This window comes from Sarcina sp. DSM 11001 (assembly GCF_900101015.1).
Taxonomy (GTDB): domain Bacteria; phylum Bacillota; class Clostridia; order Lachnospirales; family Lachnospiraceae; genus CAG-791.
Map to the genome: position 1 here is coordinate 71110 of NZ_FNFZ01000010.1, position 15872 is coordinate 86981.

General features: G+C 54.0%; 13 protein-coding genes, 4 tRNA genes and 1 other RNA gene. 15 read left to right on the forward strand and 3 right to left on the reverse strand.

The genetic code is table 11. The annotated features are described in order from the left end of the window. Positions 1-9: 9 nt before the first annotated feature. From BLT02_RS06905 to BLT02_RS06920, 4 genes are read left to right on the forward strand one after another with little or no spacing between them, the layout of a single operon-like run. Positions 10-582, forward strand: a complete 573-nt coding sequence (locus tag BLT02_RS06905) for an FMN-binding protein (protein ID WP_092992914.1) — start codon at positions 10-12, stop codon at positions 580-582. Continuing rightward, a complete protein-coding gene (locus tag BLT02_RS06910; RefSeq protein ID WP_092992916.1) occupies positions 582-1268 on the forward strand; it encodes an electron transport complex subunit RsxE in 687 nt (228 codons plus the stop codon). The genes BLT02_RS06905 and BLT02_RS06910 overlap by 1 nt, the downstream gene beginning before the upstream one ends. A gap of 3 nt (positions 1269-1271) precedes the next feature. Continuing rightward, a complete protein-coding gene (locus BLT02_RS06915; RefSeq protein WP_092992918.1) occupies positions 1272-1850 on the forward strand; it encodes an electron transport complex protein RnfA in 579 nt (192 codons plus the stop codon). A 15-nt stretch (positions 1851-1865) separates the two neighbouring features. After that, positions 1866-2792: an RnfABCDGE type electron transport complex subunit B gene (locus BLT02_RS06920; protein ID WP_092992920.1), complete on the forward strand. Its 927-nt coding sequence runs from the start codon at positions 1866-1868 to the stop codon at positions 2790-2792. A gap of 201 nt (positions 2793-2993) precedes the next feature. On the opposite strand, the gene BLT02_RS06925 is transcribed toward BLT02_RS06920, so the two are convergent. From BLT02_RS06925 to BLT02_RS06935, 3 genes are all read right to left on the reverse strand, one after another. After that, positions 2994-3557: a Gx transporter family protein gene (locus tag BLT02_RS06925; RefSeq protein ID WP_242869723.1), complete on the reverse strand. Its 564-nt coding sequence runs from the start codon at positions 3555-3557 to the stop codon at positions 2994-2996. Further along, positions 3529-3921, reverse strand: a complete 393-nt coding sequence (locus tag BLT02_RS06930; RefSeq protein WP_175453730.1) for a NusG domain II-containing protein — start codon at positions 3919-3921, stop codon at positions 3529-3531. Before BLT02_RS06930 ends, BLT02_RS06925 begins: the two co-directional genes overlap by 29 nt. A gap of 241 nt (positions 3922-4162) precedes the next feature. Further along, positions 4163-6286: a flavocytochrome c gene (locus BLT02_RS06935; protein WP_242869724.1), complete on the reverse strand. Its 2124-nt coding sequence runs from the start codon at positions 6284-6286 to the stop codon at positions 4163-4165. Positions 6287-6552: 266 nt separating this feature from the next. Between BLT02_RS06935 and BLT02_RS06940 the strand changes: the two genes are divergently transcribed. From BLT02_RS06940 to rnpB, 11 genes are all read left to right on the forward strand, one after another. Further along, positions 6553-6626: transfer RNA gene (locus tag BLT02_RS06940), tRNA-Val, on the forward strand. Positions 6627-6704: 78 nt separating this feature from the next. Beyond that, a tRNA-Leu gene (locus BLT02_RS06945) sits at positions 6705-6787 on the forward strand. A 20-nt stretch (positions 6788-6807) separates the two neighbouring features. After that, positions 6808-6891: transfer RNA gene (locus tag BLT02_RS06950), tRNA-Leu, on the forward strand. 70 nt (positions 6892-6961) lie between these two features. Next, positions 6962-7035: transfer RNA gene (locus BLT02_RS06955), tRNA-Val, on the forward strand. Positions 7036-7461: 426 nt separating this feature from the next. Then, positions 7462-8469 carry a deoxyguanosinetriphosphate triphosphohydrolase gene (locus tag BLT02_RS06965; protein ID WP_092992928.1) on the forward strand — a complete coding sequence of 336 codons (1008 nt, stop codon included), beginning with the start codon at positions 7462-7464 and terminating at the stop codon, positions 8467-8469. Positions 8470-8483: 14 nt separating this feature from the next. Then, a complete protein-coding gene (gene dnaG / locus BLT02_RS06970; protein ID WP_092992930.1) occupies positions 8484-10457 on the forward strand; it encodes a DNA primase in 1974 nt (657 codons plus the stop codon). A gap of 136 nt (positions 10458-10593) precedes the next feature. Beyond that, entirely contained in the window at positions 10594-11724 is a 1131-nt protein-coding gene (gene rpoD, locus BLT02_RS06975; RefSeq protein ID WP_242869725.1) for an RNA polymerase sigma factor RpoD, read from the forward strand. 81 nt (positions 11725-11805) lie between these two features. Continuing rightward, the gene (locus tag BLT02_RS06980; RefSeq protein WP_175453731.1) at positions 11806-12690 is read left to right on the forward strand and encodes a tRNA (adenine(22)-N(1))-methyltransferase; all 885 of its coding nucleotides are present in this window, start codon (positions 11806-11808) and stop codon (positions 12688-12690) included. Positions 12691-12693: 3 nt separating this feature from the next. After that, complete coding sequence (locus tag BLT02_RS06985) at positions 12694-13476, forward strand: Nif3-like dinuclear metal center hexameric protein (RefSeq protein WP_092992934.1); 783 nt, start codon at positions 12694-12696, stop codon at positions 13474-13476. Positions 13477-13496: 20 nt separating this feature from the next. After that, the gene (locus BLT02_RS06990) at positions 13497-15158 is read left to right on the forward strand and encodes a nucleoside kinase (protein WP_092992936.1); all 1662 of its coding nucleotides are present in this window, start codon (positions 13497-13499) and stop codon (positions 15156-15158) included. A 313-nt stretch (positions 15159-15471) separates the two neighbouring features. Beyond that, an RNA gene (gene rnpB, locus BLT02_RS06995) (RNase P RNA component class A) lies at positions 15472-15839 on the forward strand. Positions 15840-15872 lie beyond the last annotated feature (33 nt).

Genomic DNA, 15872 nt, shown 5'->3' on the forward strand with positions numbered 1-15872 from the left:
GGGCATGTGATGGAAAATTCTAAAAGCTCGTTTGCAGCCCCCGTAATCGTACTCAGCTGCATCTGCCTCGTTGTTTCTCTTGCGCTGGCATTTACTTACAAGGTTGCAAACCCGATCATTATCAAAAATAATCAGGCGGCCGCTGACGCAGCCAGAACTGAGATCCTGCCTGCTGCGGATGCGTTCACTCAGATTGAGGAAACCGGAGCAGCGAGCAGTGACGGCAAGGCCGTGGTGACAGAAGCCTACAAAGCGGATAACGGCGCGGGCTATGTCATGACTGTCGAAACAAAATCCTTCGGCGGCGCGCTGACCATGATGGTCGGTATGGACGGCGAGGGTGTGATCACCGGTGTCAAGGTCACAGAGCATGCAGACACACCCGGTGTCGGTACCAAAAACATGGAAGCGGATTACCTCGCACAGTACGGCGGAATGACCGAACTGACAAGCGCGGACAATATTAAGAAGGAATCTGCTCCCTTTGCATTTATCTCCGGCGCGTCCGTTTCCGGACAGGCCATCCACTCTGGTGTGGCTGCTGCCCTGAGCCAGTTTGCAGCGATGGGAGGTGCACAGTAATGGAAAATAAGAGCAAGCTTTCTATTCTTACAAACGGACTGATCAAAGAGAATCCGGTTCTCGTCCTGGTTCTCGGTACCTGCCCGACGCTCGCAACATCCACTTCCGTCGTAAACGGCTTTGGTATGGGCGTTTCCGCTACGGCGGTTCTGATCTGCTCCAACATCGTTATTTCGATTCTTCGTAAAATCATTCCGGACAGCGTCCGTATTCCGTGCTACATCACGGTTATCGCAGGTTTCGTCACGATCGTCCAGCTGGTCGTCAAGGCTTTCGCGCCGGCTCTGGATAAATCACTGGGCCTGTACCTGCCGCTCATCGTTGTTAACTGCATCATTCTGGGCCGTGCCGAGATGTTTGCTAATAAGAACAGCGTCTTTGATTCCCTGCTGGACGGCGTCGGCATGGGCATCGGCTTCACCGCTACCCTGGTCGTCATGGGCTCCATCCGTGAGCTCACCGGCGCCGGCACATGGTGCGGTATCCCGGTTCTGTCCCGTATTATGCCCGGCATGAGCATCATGACCCTGGTTCCCGGCGGATTCGCCGTATACGCGATCGTCATGGCATTTGTGCATTACATCACTGAAGACAAGTCCAAGATCAAGGACAGCTTCGGATGCGACGGCTGCGCGAGCGCAGATGACTGCGTCGACGGCAGCGGCTGCTCAAAGGAGGTGGCATAATTCATGGCTAAGTATGTGATCATCATTATCAGTATGGTCCTCGTCAACAACTACCCCCTTGCGCAGTTCCTGGGCATCTGCCCCTTCCTTGGCGTTTCCAAGGACAGTGAGAGCGCTACGGGCATGGGCATTGCCGTTACCTTCGTCATGGTTCTGGCAACTGCTGTTACATGGCCGATTCAGCAGCTCCTGAACAGCAAGGGCATCGGATATCTGCAGACCGTCGTCTTCATCCTGGTCATCGCTTCCCTCGTGCAGCTGATTGAGATGTTCATGAAGAAAAACATGGTCGGCCTGTATAAATCCCTGGGTGTTTTCCTTCCCCTGATCACAACAAACTGTGCTGTGCTCGGTGTCTGCATCAGCAACATCGATAGCGGTTACAACTATCTCCAGTCCCTGTTCAACGCATTTGGCGCCGGGCTCGGCTTCCTCTTTGCCATGATCCTCATGGCAGGTGTCCGCAGCAAGCTCGTCGACCAGAGCCGTATTCCGAAGTCCTGGCAGGGCGTTCCGATCGTCCTGCTCACTGCGGCCATCATGGCCCTGAGCTTCATGGGATTCGGCGGGATGTTCTCGTAAGGAAGGAGGTCTGTGATGAGTCAGATTATTATTCCGGTCGTACTGGTCGTCGTTGTCGGCCTGATCGCTTCCATCATCCTTGCGGCTGCTTCCAAGGTATTCTTTATTCAGGAAGATCCCAAATTCATTCTCATGCGTGCTGAACTGCCCGGTGCCAACTGCGGCGGCTGCGGCTATGCAGGCTGTGATGACTATGCACACGCCCTGGTAGAAGATCCGGACGGCGTCCCGATCACCAAGTGCGCGGTCGGCGGCCCTGCCTGCGCGGAGAAGCTTGCTGAGATCCTCGGCAAGAGCGCGGACGGCATGGAAAAGAACGTTGCCTATGTCATGTGCAACGGCACGACCAACAATGCTCAGAAGCTTTTCGATTATGCGGATATCCCGACCTGTAAGGCTGCCAAGCAGCTTTTCGGCGGCAGCAAGGCCTGCCCGAACGGATGTCTGGGACTTGGCGACTGCGAGGCCGCCTGCGATTTCGACGCGATCCACGTGATCAAGGGCGTAGCTCTTGTCAACCGCGACAAGTGCGTCAGTTGCAGCGCCTGCGTCAAGGCCTGCCCGAACAACCTGATCAAGATCGTTCCTGATAAGGCCAAGATCGCCGTCCGCTGCCACAACAGCGAGAAGGGCGCAGATGCCCGCAAGCACTGCTCCGTCGCCTGCATCGGCTGCGGCATGTGCCAGAGGACCTGTAAGTTCGACGCCATCCATGTCGAAAATAACGTGGCATCCATTGATCCTGCCAAGTGCAAGATGTGCGGTATGTGCGTTGTTAAGTGCCCTACCGGCGCGATCCAGGATATGCTTCATACCAAAGAGCAGCTTGAGAAGGTTAAAACTACTCTTGCCGCAATGGAAGCAAAGGAAGCGGAAAAGAGGAAAAAGGCAGCTCTTGAGGCTGCAGCAGCCAAGAAGGCTGCAGCAGAAGCTGCGAAGTAAAGAAAACCTGAGGAAAACGCAGGTTCTCCGCTTGCCAAAAGAATCAATCCAAACTGACAAAAGAACCGCCTGTCTCTGTAAAAAGAGGCAGGCGGTTTTTGTATCGACACAGCTAAACCACAAACATAGCAGGGACAAATCCTGTATAAACAGCCTGAAAGGATCCAGTTTATAAGGATATAAAGAACTATATAAGTAATCCTACATAAACAACTTAGCGGGGATACGGCCGATCAGAATGACTCCTCCGATCCCCACAATGACTCCGGCAGCGATTCCGGAGATGATCAGTACCGGCATATAGTGGATGAGCTGCAGGCCGGAAACGGCGATCATGGCGACGACAAGCTGTCCCAGATTGTGGAATACACCGCCTGCCATACTCACCCCGATCACAGAGAAGAGATCTGTTTTCTTTAACAGCCACATGACCAGGAAGCTGGTAACACTTCCGGCCAGAGAGTAGAGGGCGGCGAAGAGACCGCTGAAGAGGAGGCCGGCGAGTATCACACGGATCAGGTTTGCCGCAAAGGCATACCGGGCATCCAGACGGTAGAGGATGATCAGCGGGACCAGATTGGCCAGGCCGAGCTTGACTCCGGGAACACCCGCATTAAAGGGAACAAGAGCTTCCACATAGGAGAAGATCAGGGTCAGAGCGGCGAGAAGTCCGGTCAGGGCAACTCTCTTCGCGATATTCTCAGAGCCGGGCTGACGCTTGTCCAGGTTATTCGGATCATTTGACAATGGCATCGATGGCTTCATCTTCCCCGCCTCCCTTCTCACTGCTGATTATTTCCACGATCACAAAATTTGGAAGACAGACGATAGTTTCCCCGGCGGTCGAGATCTCTCCTGTATAGACACAGATCTGGTTTTTGCAGTCAGAGAAATCCATGTGGACTGTATTATTTTGTATGGATACAATGTTGAGATGGCCTTCGCGGGAGACTTCAACATCGATATCCTTATCCAGGGGATAGATGCCCATGACCTCTCCGCGGCAGGTGATCTTTACTTTCAGACCTCCGTCGTCAGAACCGGTGAGCGGCGCCGCGGCGATCAGGGCTGCCGCTGCCAGAAAAAAGAACAGGAGGAAGAAGTCCGCTTTTTTCAGAGGTAGATTCATAGATGCCCTCATTTTTGAATAAAAGAATAAATTTACAGATAAAAGAATACTTCAACAGATAAAAAAATGCATTACCCCAAAAAGAATAAATCTGCAGGTAAAAAATCAGGGGGGATTCGATCCCCCCTGATTTCCATACGATCATGAATTAAGAGATACCGTCTGCTTAAAATAATGTACCGCTTCTGGTATCAGTAATTGGTATCAGTGATCAAGAGATACGTTTGCCATACCTAATGTATCACTTCTCGTCGCAGTATTCAACAGCACTTTCGCTGGCGATCCGGCCGAAAACGACGATATCTGCTACCGCGTTGCCGCCCAGACGGTTGCCGCCGTGGACACCGCCGCAGACTTCACCGGCTGCAAAGAGGCCGGGGATCTCGTTGCCGTTGGTGTCGATGACTTCAGCGTCTGTGTCAATATGGACGCCGCCCATGGTGTGATGGATGCCGGGAGCGATCTTGATCGCGTAATACGGAGCGGTGCTCAGATCATTATCCATGCCGGTATCGCGCCCGAAATCAGGATCATTCTGATCAGCCACATACTGGTTCCAGTTTTTCAGTGTTTCCGCAAGAGTCGCGGGATCGACTTCGATCTGGGCTGCCAGGTCTTCAATGGTGTCGCCCTGGACAGTGATGCCGGTGGAGACATATTTTTCAATAGCTTTGAGGCCGTCGCGGAGCTTCTGGTCAAAGATAATGTAGGCATAGCTGCCGGGCTGTTCCAGTTCCGCAGCGGAAACTACATCGCGGGTGAGAAGTTCATTCGTGAAGCGCTTTCCATCCTGATTGACCAGGATCGCTCCGTCTCCGCGGACGCTTTCCGTGATCAGCATGCTGGTCTTCTGCTCGACAGTGGGGTGGAGCTGGATCTGTTCTATGTCAACAAGGTCTGCACCGACTTCCTGAGCCATGACGATACCGTCGCCCATGATGCCGGGTGCGCTGGTGGTAACTGTTCCCTTCAGATCCTCGCGGTATTTCACGATCATGTCTTCGTTATTGCCGAAGCCGCCGGTGGCAAGGATCACGGCCTTGGCGTGGATGGTGTAATCGGCGTCCTGACCCTCAGCCAAGACACCATTGACTGTACCGTCTTCAGACAGCAGCTTTGTTGCGGCTGTGTTGTACATGACCTTGATGTTGTCATACTCACTCATCTTTTTCAGAAGAGCAGTGACAAGATAAGCGCCGACACCGGAACCGTCCTCGGGGGCGTGGATACGCTGATTGGTCGCTCCGCCGGAGAAGGAGATCTTGGGAAGAGGAGCGCCGATGGAGTCGAGCCAGTCGATGCCTTCCGCCGAATCCTCAGCCATTTTCGTGACCAGGTCTCTGTCATTGAGCTGGTGGCCGCCTTCCATTGTGTCCTCGACGAACTGTTCGACAGTGTCCTCGATTCCCTGTTCTTTCTGATAGTGGGTCTCAGCCGCGTTCATGCCTCCGGTGGCCTTTGTGGTATTGCCGCCAGCGTAAGGCATCTTCTCGAGCAGGATGACGTTTTTGCCGGCCTGTGCGGCATTGATGGCAGCCGTCATGCCTGCGCCGCCCGCGCCCACGATCACGATATCAGTCTCAAGCTCCTCGTCAGTCTTCTGGACATTGGACTTATCCTCAGGCTTCGGGAAAGCGCTCAGATCGGCTCCTGCAGCCGTGAGGGCCTTTTTCACCGCGCCCAGGATGGCGTTGCTGGTGACGGTCGCTCCGGTGAGAGCGTCGACATTAGGGCTCTGGGCTTCCAGAATACTGTCATCGAGCATATCAACCGCAAAGGAACCGATATTCTCGGTCTCATTGTCTCCCTTGATCTGTACATCCTCGATCTTATTCTCGGAAACGGTAACCGTTACAGATACTTCGCCGCCAAAGCCGGTGCCGGTCTCTGTATAAGTACCGGGGATAAACAGGTTGCCATCCTCCGCCTTGGGACCGGAGGGGACTTCTTCGCCGCCGGCCTGGGCAAGGGCAGAGGCAAGGGCTGTCTTGACAGCGTCACTTGTATAGGTCGCACCGGATACGGAATCCACATCCGCACTCTGGGCTGCAAGAATAGCCTGTTTCAGCAAGGGCATTGCCTGTCCGCCGACATCCGGTGTTTCCCCTTCGCCGGTAATGACGACATCCGTGATCCCGCCCTTATCTCCAATCTCTACTGTTACGTCGACCGGTCCTCCGAAACCGTCGGCGGAAGCGGTGTAGGAGCCGGGCGTGTATGCCCCTTCCACATCAGCGCTTACCGGCGCGGGTCCTGAATTTTTAAGGTAGATCCCGAGGATCACTGCCAGTATTACACCGACCACAGTCATCGCTATGATGGCTCCCGGGCCGCTTGATAACGGTCCGTTTTCAGAGTGTTTCATTAGATATTCCTCCTTTGTGTTGAATAAAAATGTTTTTGGGTTTGTGGAAATATGTACAATAATTATTACATTTGCAATATTGTATGTCAAGGAATACAGGGAAGCGGAGCGCGGGAGACACAGGGGCAATAATATGGGATTATCATAGACGCAATATCATTTTTAAAATAACGTTAAAAAATTTTAAAAAAAGGCTTGCATTCACAGGAGATGTCCTATATAATGGCATTTGTTGACAGCAAGGAAACAAAAAGAGGTCAGCAAATGGAACCGTAGCTCAGCTGGGATGAGCGTCCGCTTGACGTGCGGGAGGTCATGGGTTCGATCCCCGTCGGTTCCACTTTCCAGATACTGAAGAGAGAATGATTTACAGAAGCATAGCTCTTGACAGGGTCGGGATTAAAATTTCATCAGTTGCGCAGGAGTGGCGGAATGGCAGACGCGCAGGCTTCAGGTGCCTGTTATGGCAACATAGTGTGGGTTCAAGTCCCATCTCCTGCATCTTCCTTTTGGAAGTGCTTGCGGAAGTGTCGGAATTGGCAGACGAGCAAGACTAAGGATCTTGTGCTGGCTACAGCGTGTGGGTTCAAGTCCCATCTTCCGCATGAAAAAGGGAATCGGCAGATTCCCTTTTTTCTATCATATTCAGGACCATGTGCCTGGATATTGATGATTGGAACGGTAGCTCAGCCGGGATGAGCGTTCGCCTCACACGCGAGAGGTCATGGGTTCGAACCCCATCCGTTCCACGATCAAGAAGACCCGCAGAAATACTGACTGCCTCAAAAGTCCGGTATTTGTGCGGGTTTCTTTCGTCTCACGAACCGTGAAAACGATTCGTGACCGGTCATCGGGCGGCCTGCAGGGCCGCGTCCAGGGCTGTCTGTTTATAAAAAATTTATTTCTTCTTCCAATTATAAAAAAGGAATCCGGTTTTTTTTACAGAATAATATAATTACCGCACCCGCGTCAGGCGTGCAGGCTGTGTATTAAGGTAATATGGATACGGGAAATCCTTTTCCTGTTCATGCCGGGTATGCGGAGCAAGACGTTGCAGCCATGTTTCCGGCGCGCAAGACTTGCGGGAGAATCTTAAATTCAGCTGCCGGCTGTCTGTTTTTTCTGCAGAGCCGGATACAACAGCGGTGTGCCCTGCTGTTTCTGTGGAGGAATTCATGACGATCCGCGAGGAACTGGAGAGAAGAGAGAAGGAGATCCTGGCACCCTGGGCGAGTCTCTCGTCCGAGAGCAGGGGACGTGCGCGCAAGGAGACACCGTGCGACATCAGGCCTGCTTTTCAACGGGACAGGGACAGGATCCTGCACAGCAAGTCCTTCCGTCGGCTCAAGGAGAAGACCCAGGTCTTTCTGGCTCCTTTCGGCGATCACTACAGGACCCGGATGACCCACACGCTTGAGGTCTCTCAGAACGCCAGAACGATCGCAAAGGCCCTCAGACTCAATGAGGATCTGACTGAGGCGATCGCGCTGGGGCATGATCTGGGGCACACGCCTTTCGGCCATGCCGGTGAGCGCGCCCTGGACAGGGTCTGTTCCCTGGGGTTTAAGCACAATGAGCAGAGCCTTCGCCTGGTGGATATCCTGGAGAGGGATGGGAGAGGCCTGAACCTCAGCTGGGAGGTGAGGGACGGGATCCTGAACCATCAGACCAGCGGGTCTCCTTCTACGCTGGAGGGTCAGATCGTCCGCCTGTCCGATAAGATCGCCTATTTTCACCACGACATGGATGACGCGATGCGGGCCGGGATCATCCGGGAGGAGGATGTGCCGCCGGAGATCACCGGAGTCGTCGGGAAGACGACAGGAGAGCGGCTTGACTGCTTTATCCATGACACCATCCGGACCAGCCAGGGAAAGGCCATGATCGGCATGTCTGAGCCCGTGGCCCAGGCCTTTAAGGATATGCGCACCTTTATGCGCCGCCGCGTGTATTCGGATCCCGTGGCCAAGGCGGAGGAGTACAAGGCGGAAAAGCTGGTGGAAGTGCTTTTTGACTATTTTTCCAGGCATACAGATGAACTGCCGGCCTTCCTCAGAGAAATGGCCGTGGATGACCAGTCCCGCATCCGCGCCGTGTGCGATTATATCAGCGCCATGTCGGACCGCTTTGCCATAGCAAAATACGAAGAATTGTTCATCCCCAAATCCTGGTCAGTACTGTAAAAGGTGGGAAACCGATGTATTATCCGCAGGAGGTTCTGGACGAGGTCCTCGCCAATACAAATATCGTGGATGTAGTCTCCGCCCATGTACATCTCAAAAAAAGGGGGAGCAATTATGTCGGCCTGTGTCCTTTTCATAATGAAAAGACGCCCTCCTTCAATGTCAGCCCCTCCAAAAACATATTCCACTGTTTCGGCTGCGGGGCAGGAGGGAGCGCGATCACTTTTCTGATGCGCTACAATAACAGTACTTTTCAGGAGGCTCTCCAGGAGCTCGCTGACCGGGCGGGGATCACCCTTCCCGCTTACAACCTGAGTGAAGAGGCCAAAAAGAGGGAGAAGCACAGGCAGGATCTGCTTGCCGTCAATAAAGAGGCAGCTACTTATTATTATAAAAATCTGCGTTCGCCCAGGGGAGAGAGGGGCATGCGGTATTTCACAGACCGCGGCCTGACACCGGAGACCATGAGAATGTTCGGCCTGGGCTTCGCGGACGGAGCCAGGAGCGACCTGACTGCCTGGCTGAAAAAGAAAGGGTTTTCCGATGAGCTGATCCTGGAGTCGGACACAGTCCTGTACAACGAAAAACAGGGTATGCACGACCGCTTCTGGAACCGCGTCATGTTTCCTATCCAGGATGTCAGGGGCAGGGTGATCGGTTTTGGAGGGCGCGTCCTGGGGGACGGGCATCCCAAATACATCAATTCCTCGGATACACCCGTTTTTGACAAGGGGAGAAATCTCTATGCGCTCAATCTCGCAAAGAGAAGTAAAAAGGATTATCTGATCCTGTGCGAAGGCTATATGGATGTCATCGCCATGCATCAGGCAGGGTTTACCGAAGCGGTCGCCTCGCTCGGAACCGCCTTTACCCAGGGTCAGGCGGCGCTCCTGAAGCGTTATGCGGCGAGGGTGCTTCTCGCCTATGACAGTGACCAGGCCGGAACGCGGGCGGCTCTCCGCAATATAGGGATCCTCCGCAGCGGAGGGCTGGAGTCAGCCGTGATCGATCTGCGTCCCCACAAGGATCCGGATGAATTCATCAAAGCCGAGGGAAAGGAAGCCTTTCAGGCCCGGATCGACGGGGCGGAAAACAGCTTTTTTTATGAGCTCAGGATCCTGTCCGGCTCCTACCGGATGGAGGATCCTTCCCAGCGCACAGCCTTTCACCGTGAGATCGCCAGAAAGCTCTGTACATTTTCGGATGATATCGAACGGGACAATTATATTGCTGCAGCTGCCCAGAAATACCTGATCAAGACGGAAAGCCTGAGAAAGCTCGTGGCCCAGTACGGAAACGCGGCCGGATATGGAGACAGGCCCGGCTCAGGGACATATTCCACAGGCAGGGGAAACAGATACGGACAGGGAAGGGGCATTACAGGACCAGCAGGATCAGGATATACAGGTTATGCTGGAGGCCCTGCAGGCAGGCAGAACCCCGGAGGGCCAGACCGCGGCAGGCCGATGCCGGGTACAGGAGAAAACGGAAGCAGTCCGGGCGGCGGGGATCAGAAAAGGCAGCCTCCGCCCTCAAAGGCAGAGCAGGCGCTCTGGGACAGGCAGAGGATCCTGCTGACATGGATCACGGATGAGCCCGGGATCTTCCCCGTGGTGAAACGATACATCCGGCCGCAGGATTTTGACGGACCTCTGTTTGTACAGGCAGCGGAGCTTTTATGGGCCCAGATGGAAAAGGGCGCTGGAGCCGTGAGCGCAGCGTCTGTCATTTCCGCTTTTGATACAGCACAGCAGCAGGAAGAAGCCGCAGCCATGTTCAGCAGGCATATGGACGGGCTGGAGGATGCGGCTGACCGCGGAAAGGCACTCAAGGAACTGATCATACCTGTCCGCGAGGCCTCGATCGAGAGGATGAGCAGGATGGACGGGCCGGATCCAGGAGGAGCCATATCGCTGCAGGAGCTTCTGGCAGCCAGAAAAGAGCTGGAAGCCCTCAGAGCACAGCAGTTCCATCTGCAGATACAGTAACCGGTATACCGTTCAGCATTTATGTGTGGAAACCCGAACCTGATCCACACGTATGGACTGCGCGGTGTTCAGCTACATGGTCTGCGGAGAGAAGAACATAGATGAACATATTCAAAACCGGAGGAAACGAAAGTACATGACAATGCAGCAATTCGATGAGAAGGCCAGAGAGGAATTCAAGAAGAAGCTCGATGATCTGATCCAGAGGGGCAGGAATAAAAAGAATGTCCTTGAGTATCAGGAGATCACTGAGACATTTCAGGACCTGAAGCTCGATGAGGAGCAGTATGATCTGATCATGCAGATCCTGGAAAAGAGTGATATCGATATCATCCGCACCCAGGAGGAAGAGGTCCCCGAGACAGATCTTGTATCCATCGAAGAGGAGAATACGGAGGAACAGGATCTGGACATCGACCTGACCATCCCTGACAGTGTCAATATTGAAGATCCTGTCCGCATGTACCTCAAGGAGATCGGCAAGGTCCCTCTTCTGACTGCGGAGGAGGAGCAGGATCTTGCGCAGCGTATGGAGGATGGCGATGAGGAGGCCAAGAAACGCCTGGCCGAAGCCAACCTGAGACTGGTTGTCAGCATTGCCAAGCGCTATGTGGGCAGGGGCATGCTCTTTCTGGATCTTATCCAGGAGGGCAATCTGGGTCTGATCAAGGCTGTTGAGAAATTTGACTACCGCAAGGGATTCAAGTTCTCGACCTATGCCACCTGGTGGATCCGCCAGGCTATCACCAGAGCCATCGCTGACCAGGCACGTACGATCCGTATTCCTGTACACATGGTCGAGACAATCAACAAGCTTGTCCGTGTGAGCAGACAGCTCCTGCAGGAGCTTGGACGTGAACCTACTCCGGAGGAGATCGCGGAAAAGATGGATATTCCCGTGGACCGCGTGAGGGAGATCATCAAGATCTCTCAGGAGCCGGTTTCCCTGGAGACCCCCATTGGCGAGGAGGAGGACAGCCATCTGGGAGATTTCATCCAGGACGACAACGTGCCTGTACCTGCGGATGCCGCAGCCTTCACTCTTCTCAAGGAGCAGCTCCATGAAGTTCTGGGAACGCTGACAGAGCGTGAGCAGAAAGTGCTCAAGCTCCGTTTCGGCCTGGACGACGGAAGGGCCAGGACCCTTGAGGAAGTCGGCAAGGAATTCAATGTCACCCGTGAGCGTATCCGGCAGATCGAAGCCAAGGCCCTGCGCAAGCTCCGCCACCCTTCGAGAAGCCGCAAGCTCAAAGATTATCTCGACTGATAACACACAGACTATAGAATAGATCAGAGACAGACGATGAAACAGACCGGCCCCTGCGGGGGCCGGCTGCGGAGAAACAGTATGGGCAGTATGTCCCGGGAGGATCCGGAAGAAAAAAGAACAGCCAGGACCAGGCCGGTGGGCCTTTCCAGGCGCCTTATGGCCATCGCGGACCTCGCGCGCAGCGGTGAGTGCGTCTGCGATGTGGGATGCGACCACGCCCATATCCCTATCCGCCTGCTTCAGGAAGGACGGTTTAAGAGGGCGATCGGCATGGATGTGATCGAGGGACCTCTGGAAAAGGCTGCCGGCAATCTCAGTCTTTACGGGATGCAGGACAGGATCGGGCTGAGGCTCTCTGACGGACTGGATGCTTTCTGTATCGGCGAGGCGGATACACTGGTCATCACCGGAATGGGGGGCTCCATGATGCAGGAGATCCTGCTGCGGGAACCTGAAAAGACCAGGTCTTTCCAGGCCCTGGTCCTGGGACCCCAGTCAGATCCGGAAAAGGTCCGCTCGGCGCTGAGGACGCTTGGATTCCGGATAGAGGATGAGCGCCTGATCTATGATGACGGTAAATACTATCCGATCGTGCGGGCGGTGCGGGGAGATCCAAAGGGAGGTCATTTAGAAGATCTAAAGAGAGATCCGTTGGAAGATCCTTTTGGAGATTCAGCTGGTGGTGATTCCGGCCCGTTTCCGGATAAGTCCGCCCTGCTTCAGGAGACAGAGGACCTGTTCGGTCCGGTCCTTCTTGAAAGACGCGATCCGGTACTTTTGGAGTTTCTCGTCCGGCAGGAGAGAGTACTGAAAAAGATCCATTCCTCTGTCCGGAGAGCGGCACAGACAAACGGGGCCCGCAGCGAAGACCATCTCGCCAAAGCAGAAGAGATCGGACACAGAATCATTCTGTTTCGCACAGCCCTGAAGATGTACGGCCGGGGAACCTCGGACGGGAGGTAATCAATGAAACTGAAAGATGTCATTTCGCAGCTTGAAGAGCTCTGCCCGCCCCAGTTTGCGATGTCATGGGACAATTCCGGCCTCCAGACAGGGAGATATGAACAGGAGGTGCTTACGGTCTGTCTGGCGGTAGATGCCACGACGCCCGTGATCGAATATGCGGTGCGGGAGGGAGCTGACCTGCTGATCACCCATCACCCTCTGCTTTTTTCCGGGATCAAGAGCATCCATGACCGCGACTTCGTGGGCAGGAGGATCATAGACCTGATCCGCAATGATATCGCATGTTATGCCATGCATACAAATTTTGATGTCATGGGCATGGCGGATGCCGCAGCGGACCTGCTCAGGCTCAAGGACCGGGAGGTCCTGGAAAAGACCTATGAAGACGACGTTTCCCAGGAGGGTATCGGAAGGACGGGGAAGCTGACAGAGCATATGAAACTCGATGATTTCGCTGCTTTTGTGAAAAGCGCTTTTCATTTGGAGCAGGTGCGTGTCTACGGAGATCCGGACGACACGGTCGTCACGTGTGCTGTCCTGCCTGGTTCAGGCAAGGATGAGATCGATCTGGCAATAGCGGCCGGTGCCGACGTCATGGTGACCGGCGACGTCAACCATCATGCCGGTCTGGATGCAGTCGAAAAAGGGATCGATCTCATAGACGCAGGACATTACGGCGTTGAAAAATTATTTGTCCCCTACATGGAGGATTATCTTCACAGGAATCTTCCTTCATTGGAGACAATTGCGGCTCCCGAAGGCGAGCCGTGCCGTTTGATTTAAAGATACAGGAGGGAAAAGGCATGCCTACAGTCATGATCAATGGAGCGATCCGGCAGTATGACAAAGGGACAACCTTTGAATCTATCGTAAAAGAATATCAGCCTAAGTATAACTATTCGATCGCTCTTATTTATTTCAACGGAAAGATGCGCGAGCTGTCCAGACGTCTCGAGAAGGACGGCGCCCTGTCTTTTATCACGACTTCGGACAGCGCCGGATACAATGCCTATGTGCGCACGGCTCAGATGATGCTTGTCAAGGCCGCTTCGGAGATTTTCGGTGAAAACAGCAAAAACGTCCATATCAAGATAGAATTCTCTCTGGGGAATGCCTGCTACTGCAGTATCCTGGGAAGCAATATCCGCGCGAATCCCGAGTTTGCTGCCAGACTTGAGGAGAGAATGCATCTGATTTCCGAAAAAAACATCCCGATCATCAAAAAGACCTATCCCATTGATGACGCAGTCGAGATCTTCCGCAGGCAGGGGATGAAAGACAAGGAAAAGCTCTTCCACTTCCGCAGAAGCTCCACAGTGAACGTCTACCGCATGGAAGGCTATTCGGACTATTTCTACGGTTACATGCTTCCGTCTACCGGCTATGTCAGGCAGTTCAGGATCCAGGCCTACAAGGGCGGCCTGCTGCTGATCCTGCCCAGGATCGATCAGCCCGGGGAGATTGAGGATTTTGTCGAGCAGCCCAGTCTGTTTGAACAGCTCATGCTCTCAACCAAATGGGGAGATCTGGTCAACATCAGCACGGTAGGTGACCTCAATGAACAGATCTGCAGCGGCAGTATCAGTGATATGATCCTGGTCCAGGAGGCCCTGCAGGAAAGAAGGATCGGTGAGATCGCCCAGCAGATCTATGACAGGGAAAAGGTGCGTTTTATCCTGGTGGCGGGACCCAGTTCCTCGGGAAAGACGACCTTCTCGCACCGGCTGGCGATCCAGCTCAAGTCCTTCGGCCTGCGCCCTCATATCATTGCCATGGATGATTATTTTGTGGACAGAGACAGGACCCCGATCGATATTGACGGCAACTACAATTTCGATGTCCTCGAGGCAGTGGACCTGGAGCTCTTTAACAACGACATGATGGACCTGCTGGGCGGGGAGACCATCGAGATGCCCCACTTTGATTTCAAGACCGGACGCCGCCAGTACAAGGGTGATTTCCTGAAATTTGATGAGAAGGATATTCTGGTGATCGAGGGCATCCATGGGCTGAACCCCAAGACAACAGAGAGCCTTCCTCCGGAGAATATCTACAAGATCTATATCAGTGCCCTGACCAGCCTGAACATCGATGAACACAACAGGATCCCTTCCACAGACGCCAGGCTCCTGCGCAGGCTGGTACGTGATGCCCGCACCCGCGGGTACACGGCCCAGGAGACACTCCGGTCCTGGAAAAAAGTCAGGGAAGGGGAGGAAAACAACATCTATCCTTTCCAGGAGGATGCCGACGCGGTTTTCAACTCCGTTCTCATTTATGAACTGGCTGTCCTGAAGCAGTTTGCGGAACCCCTCCTTCTGGGAGTGAAGCAGAACGAGCCCGAATACTATGAGGCGAAACGACTGATCAAATTCCTGGACTATTTCGTCGGGATCGCCCCGACTCCTGTTCCGGGCAATTCTATCTGCAGAGAATTTGTCGGCGGCGGGATCTTTCCGGTCTGATCAGTAAAACCCTGAAGCTGCAAGTTACTGCATTGCGAAGCAATGATTCCGCCCCTCGAGGGGGCGTGTATAGTAACGGCTGCGTTACAGTACAGACCGGCTCGAAACTCGAGGCGTTTTTCGCGGCTTTTTCGCGAAAAACCCGAGTTTTACGGCGAAAATCCCATCGCGAAGCGATTTGGAATGGGATTTTCGCAAGCTACAGTACACGCCCTCGATAGGGCGTGTACTGTAGCACGGCTGCAGCCGTTGCAAGTCATATATCGGACAGGTCAATTGACAAAAAAGCAAAAGATGACTATATTCATTAGGATAAGCAGAGCGGATGGTCGCGGTCCGGAGAGATCCGGACTGAGGAAAGTCCGGGCTTCGCAGGGCAGGATGCCGGATAACGTCCGGTGGAGGTGACTCCCAGGCCAGTGCAACAGAAATATACCGCCTGCGGTGCAGATCAGATCCAGCTGATCTGCTTCGCCGGTAAGGGTGAAAAGGCAGTGTAAGAGACTACCGTCTTTGTGGTAACACAAAGAGCCATGTAAACCCCATCCGAAGCAAGACCGAAACGAGGACCATGGGTCGGCCCGGCCCGTTCTCAGGTGGGTCGCTTGAGGCTGTCGGTGACGGCAGTCCCAGATAGATGATCATCCAAGACAGAACCCGGCTTACAGCTCTGCTTATTTTGTAAGACCGGTGGGGAGGCCGGATTCCGGCCTC

Excerpts from the sequence above, each read along its gene's own strand:
- BLT02_RS06915 (WP_092992918.1), top strand. The coding sequence starts at position 1,272 with ATGGCTAAGTATGTGATCATCATTATCAGTATGGTCCTCGTCAACAAC.
- BLT02_RS06985 (WP_092992934.1), top strand. The coding sequence starts at position 12,694 with ATGAAACTGAAAGATGTCATTTCGCAGCTTGAAGAGCTCTGCCCGCCC.
- BLT02_RS06930 (WP_175453730.1), bottom strand. The coding sequence starts at position 3,921 with ATGAATCTACCTCTGAAAAAAGCGGACTTCTTCCTCCTGTTCTTTTTT.
- BLT02_RS06925 (WP_242869723.1), bottom strand. The coding sequence starts at position 3,557 with ATGAAGCCATCGATGCCATTGTCAAATGATCCGAATAACCTGGACAAG.
- BLT02_RS06935 (WP_242869724.1), bottom strand. The coding sequence starts at position 6,286 with ATGAAACACTCTGAAAACGGACCGTTATCAAGCGGCCCGGGAGCCATC.
- BLT02_RS06990 (WP_092992936.1), top strand. The coding sequence starts at position 13,497 with ATGCCTACAGTCATGATCAATGGAGCGATCCGGCAGTATGACAAAGGG.
- BLT02_RS06905 (WP_092992914.1), top strand. The coding sequence starts at position 10 with ATGGAAAATTCTAAAAGCTCGTTTGCAGCCCCCGTAATCGTACTCAGC.
- rpoD (WP_242869725.1), top strand. The coding sequence starts at position 10,594 with ATGACAATGCAGCAATTCGATGAGAAGGCCAGAGAGGAATTCAAGAAG.
- BLT02_RS06980 (WP_175453731.1), top strand. The coding sequence starts at position 11,806 with ATGGGCAGTATGTCCCGGGAGGATCCGGAAGAAAAAAGAACAGCCAGG.
- BLT02_RS06965 (WP_092992928.1), top strand. The coding sequence starts at position 7,462 with ATGACGATCCGCGAGGAACTGGAGAGAAGAGAGAAGGAGATCCTGGCA.
- BLT02_RS06910 (WP_092992916.1), top strand. The coding sequence starts at position 582 with ATGGAAAATAAGAGCAAGCTTTCTATTCTTACAAACGGACTGATCAAA.
- dnaG (WP_092992930.1), top strand. The coding sequence starts at position 8,484 with ATGTATTATCCGCAGGAGGTTCTGGACGAGGTCCTCGCCAATACAAAT.
- BLT02_RS06920 (WP_092992920.1), top strand. The coding sequence starts at position 1,866 with ATGAGTCAGATTATTATTCCGGTCGTACTGGTCGTCGTTGTCGGCCTG.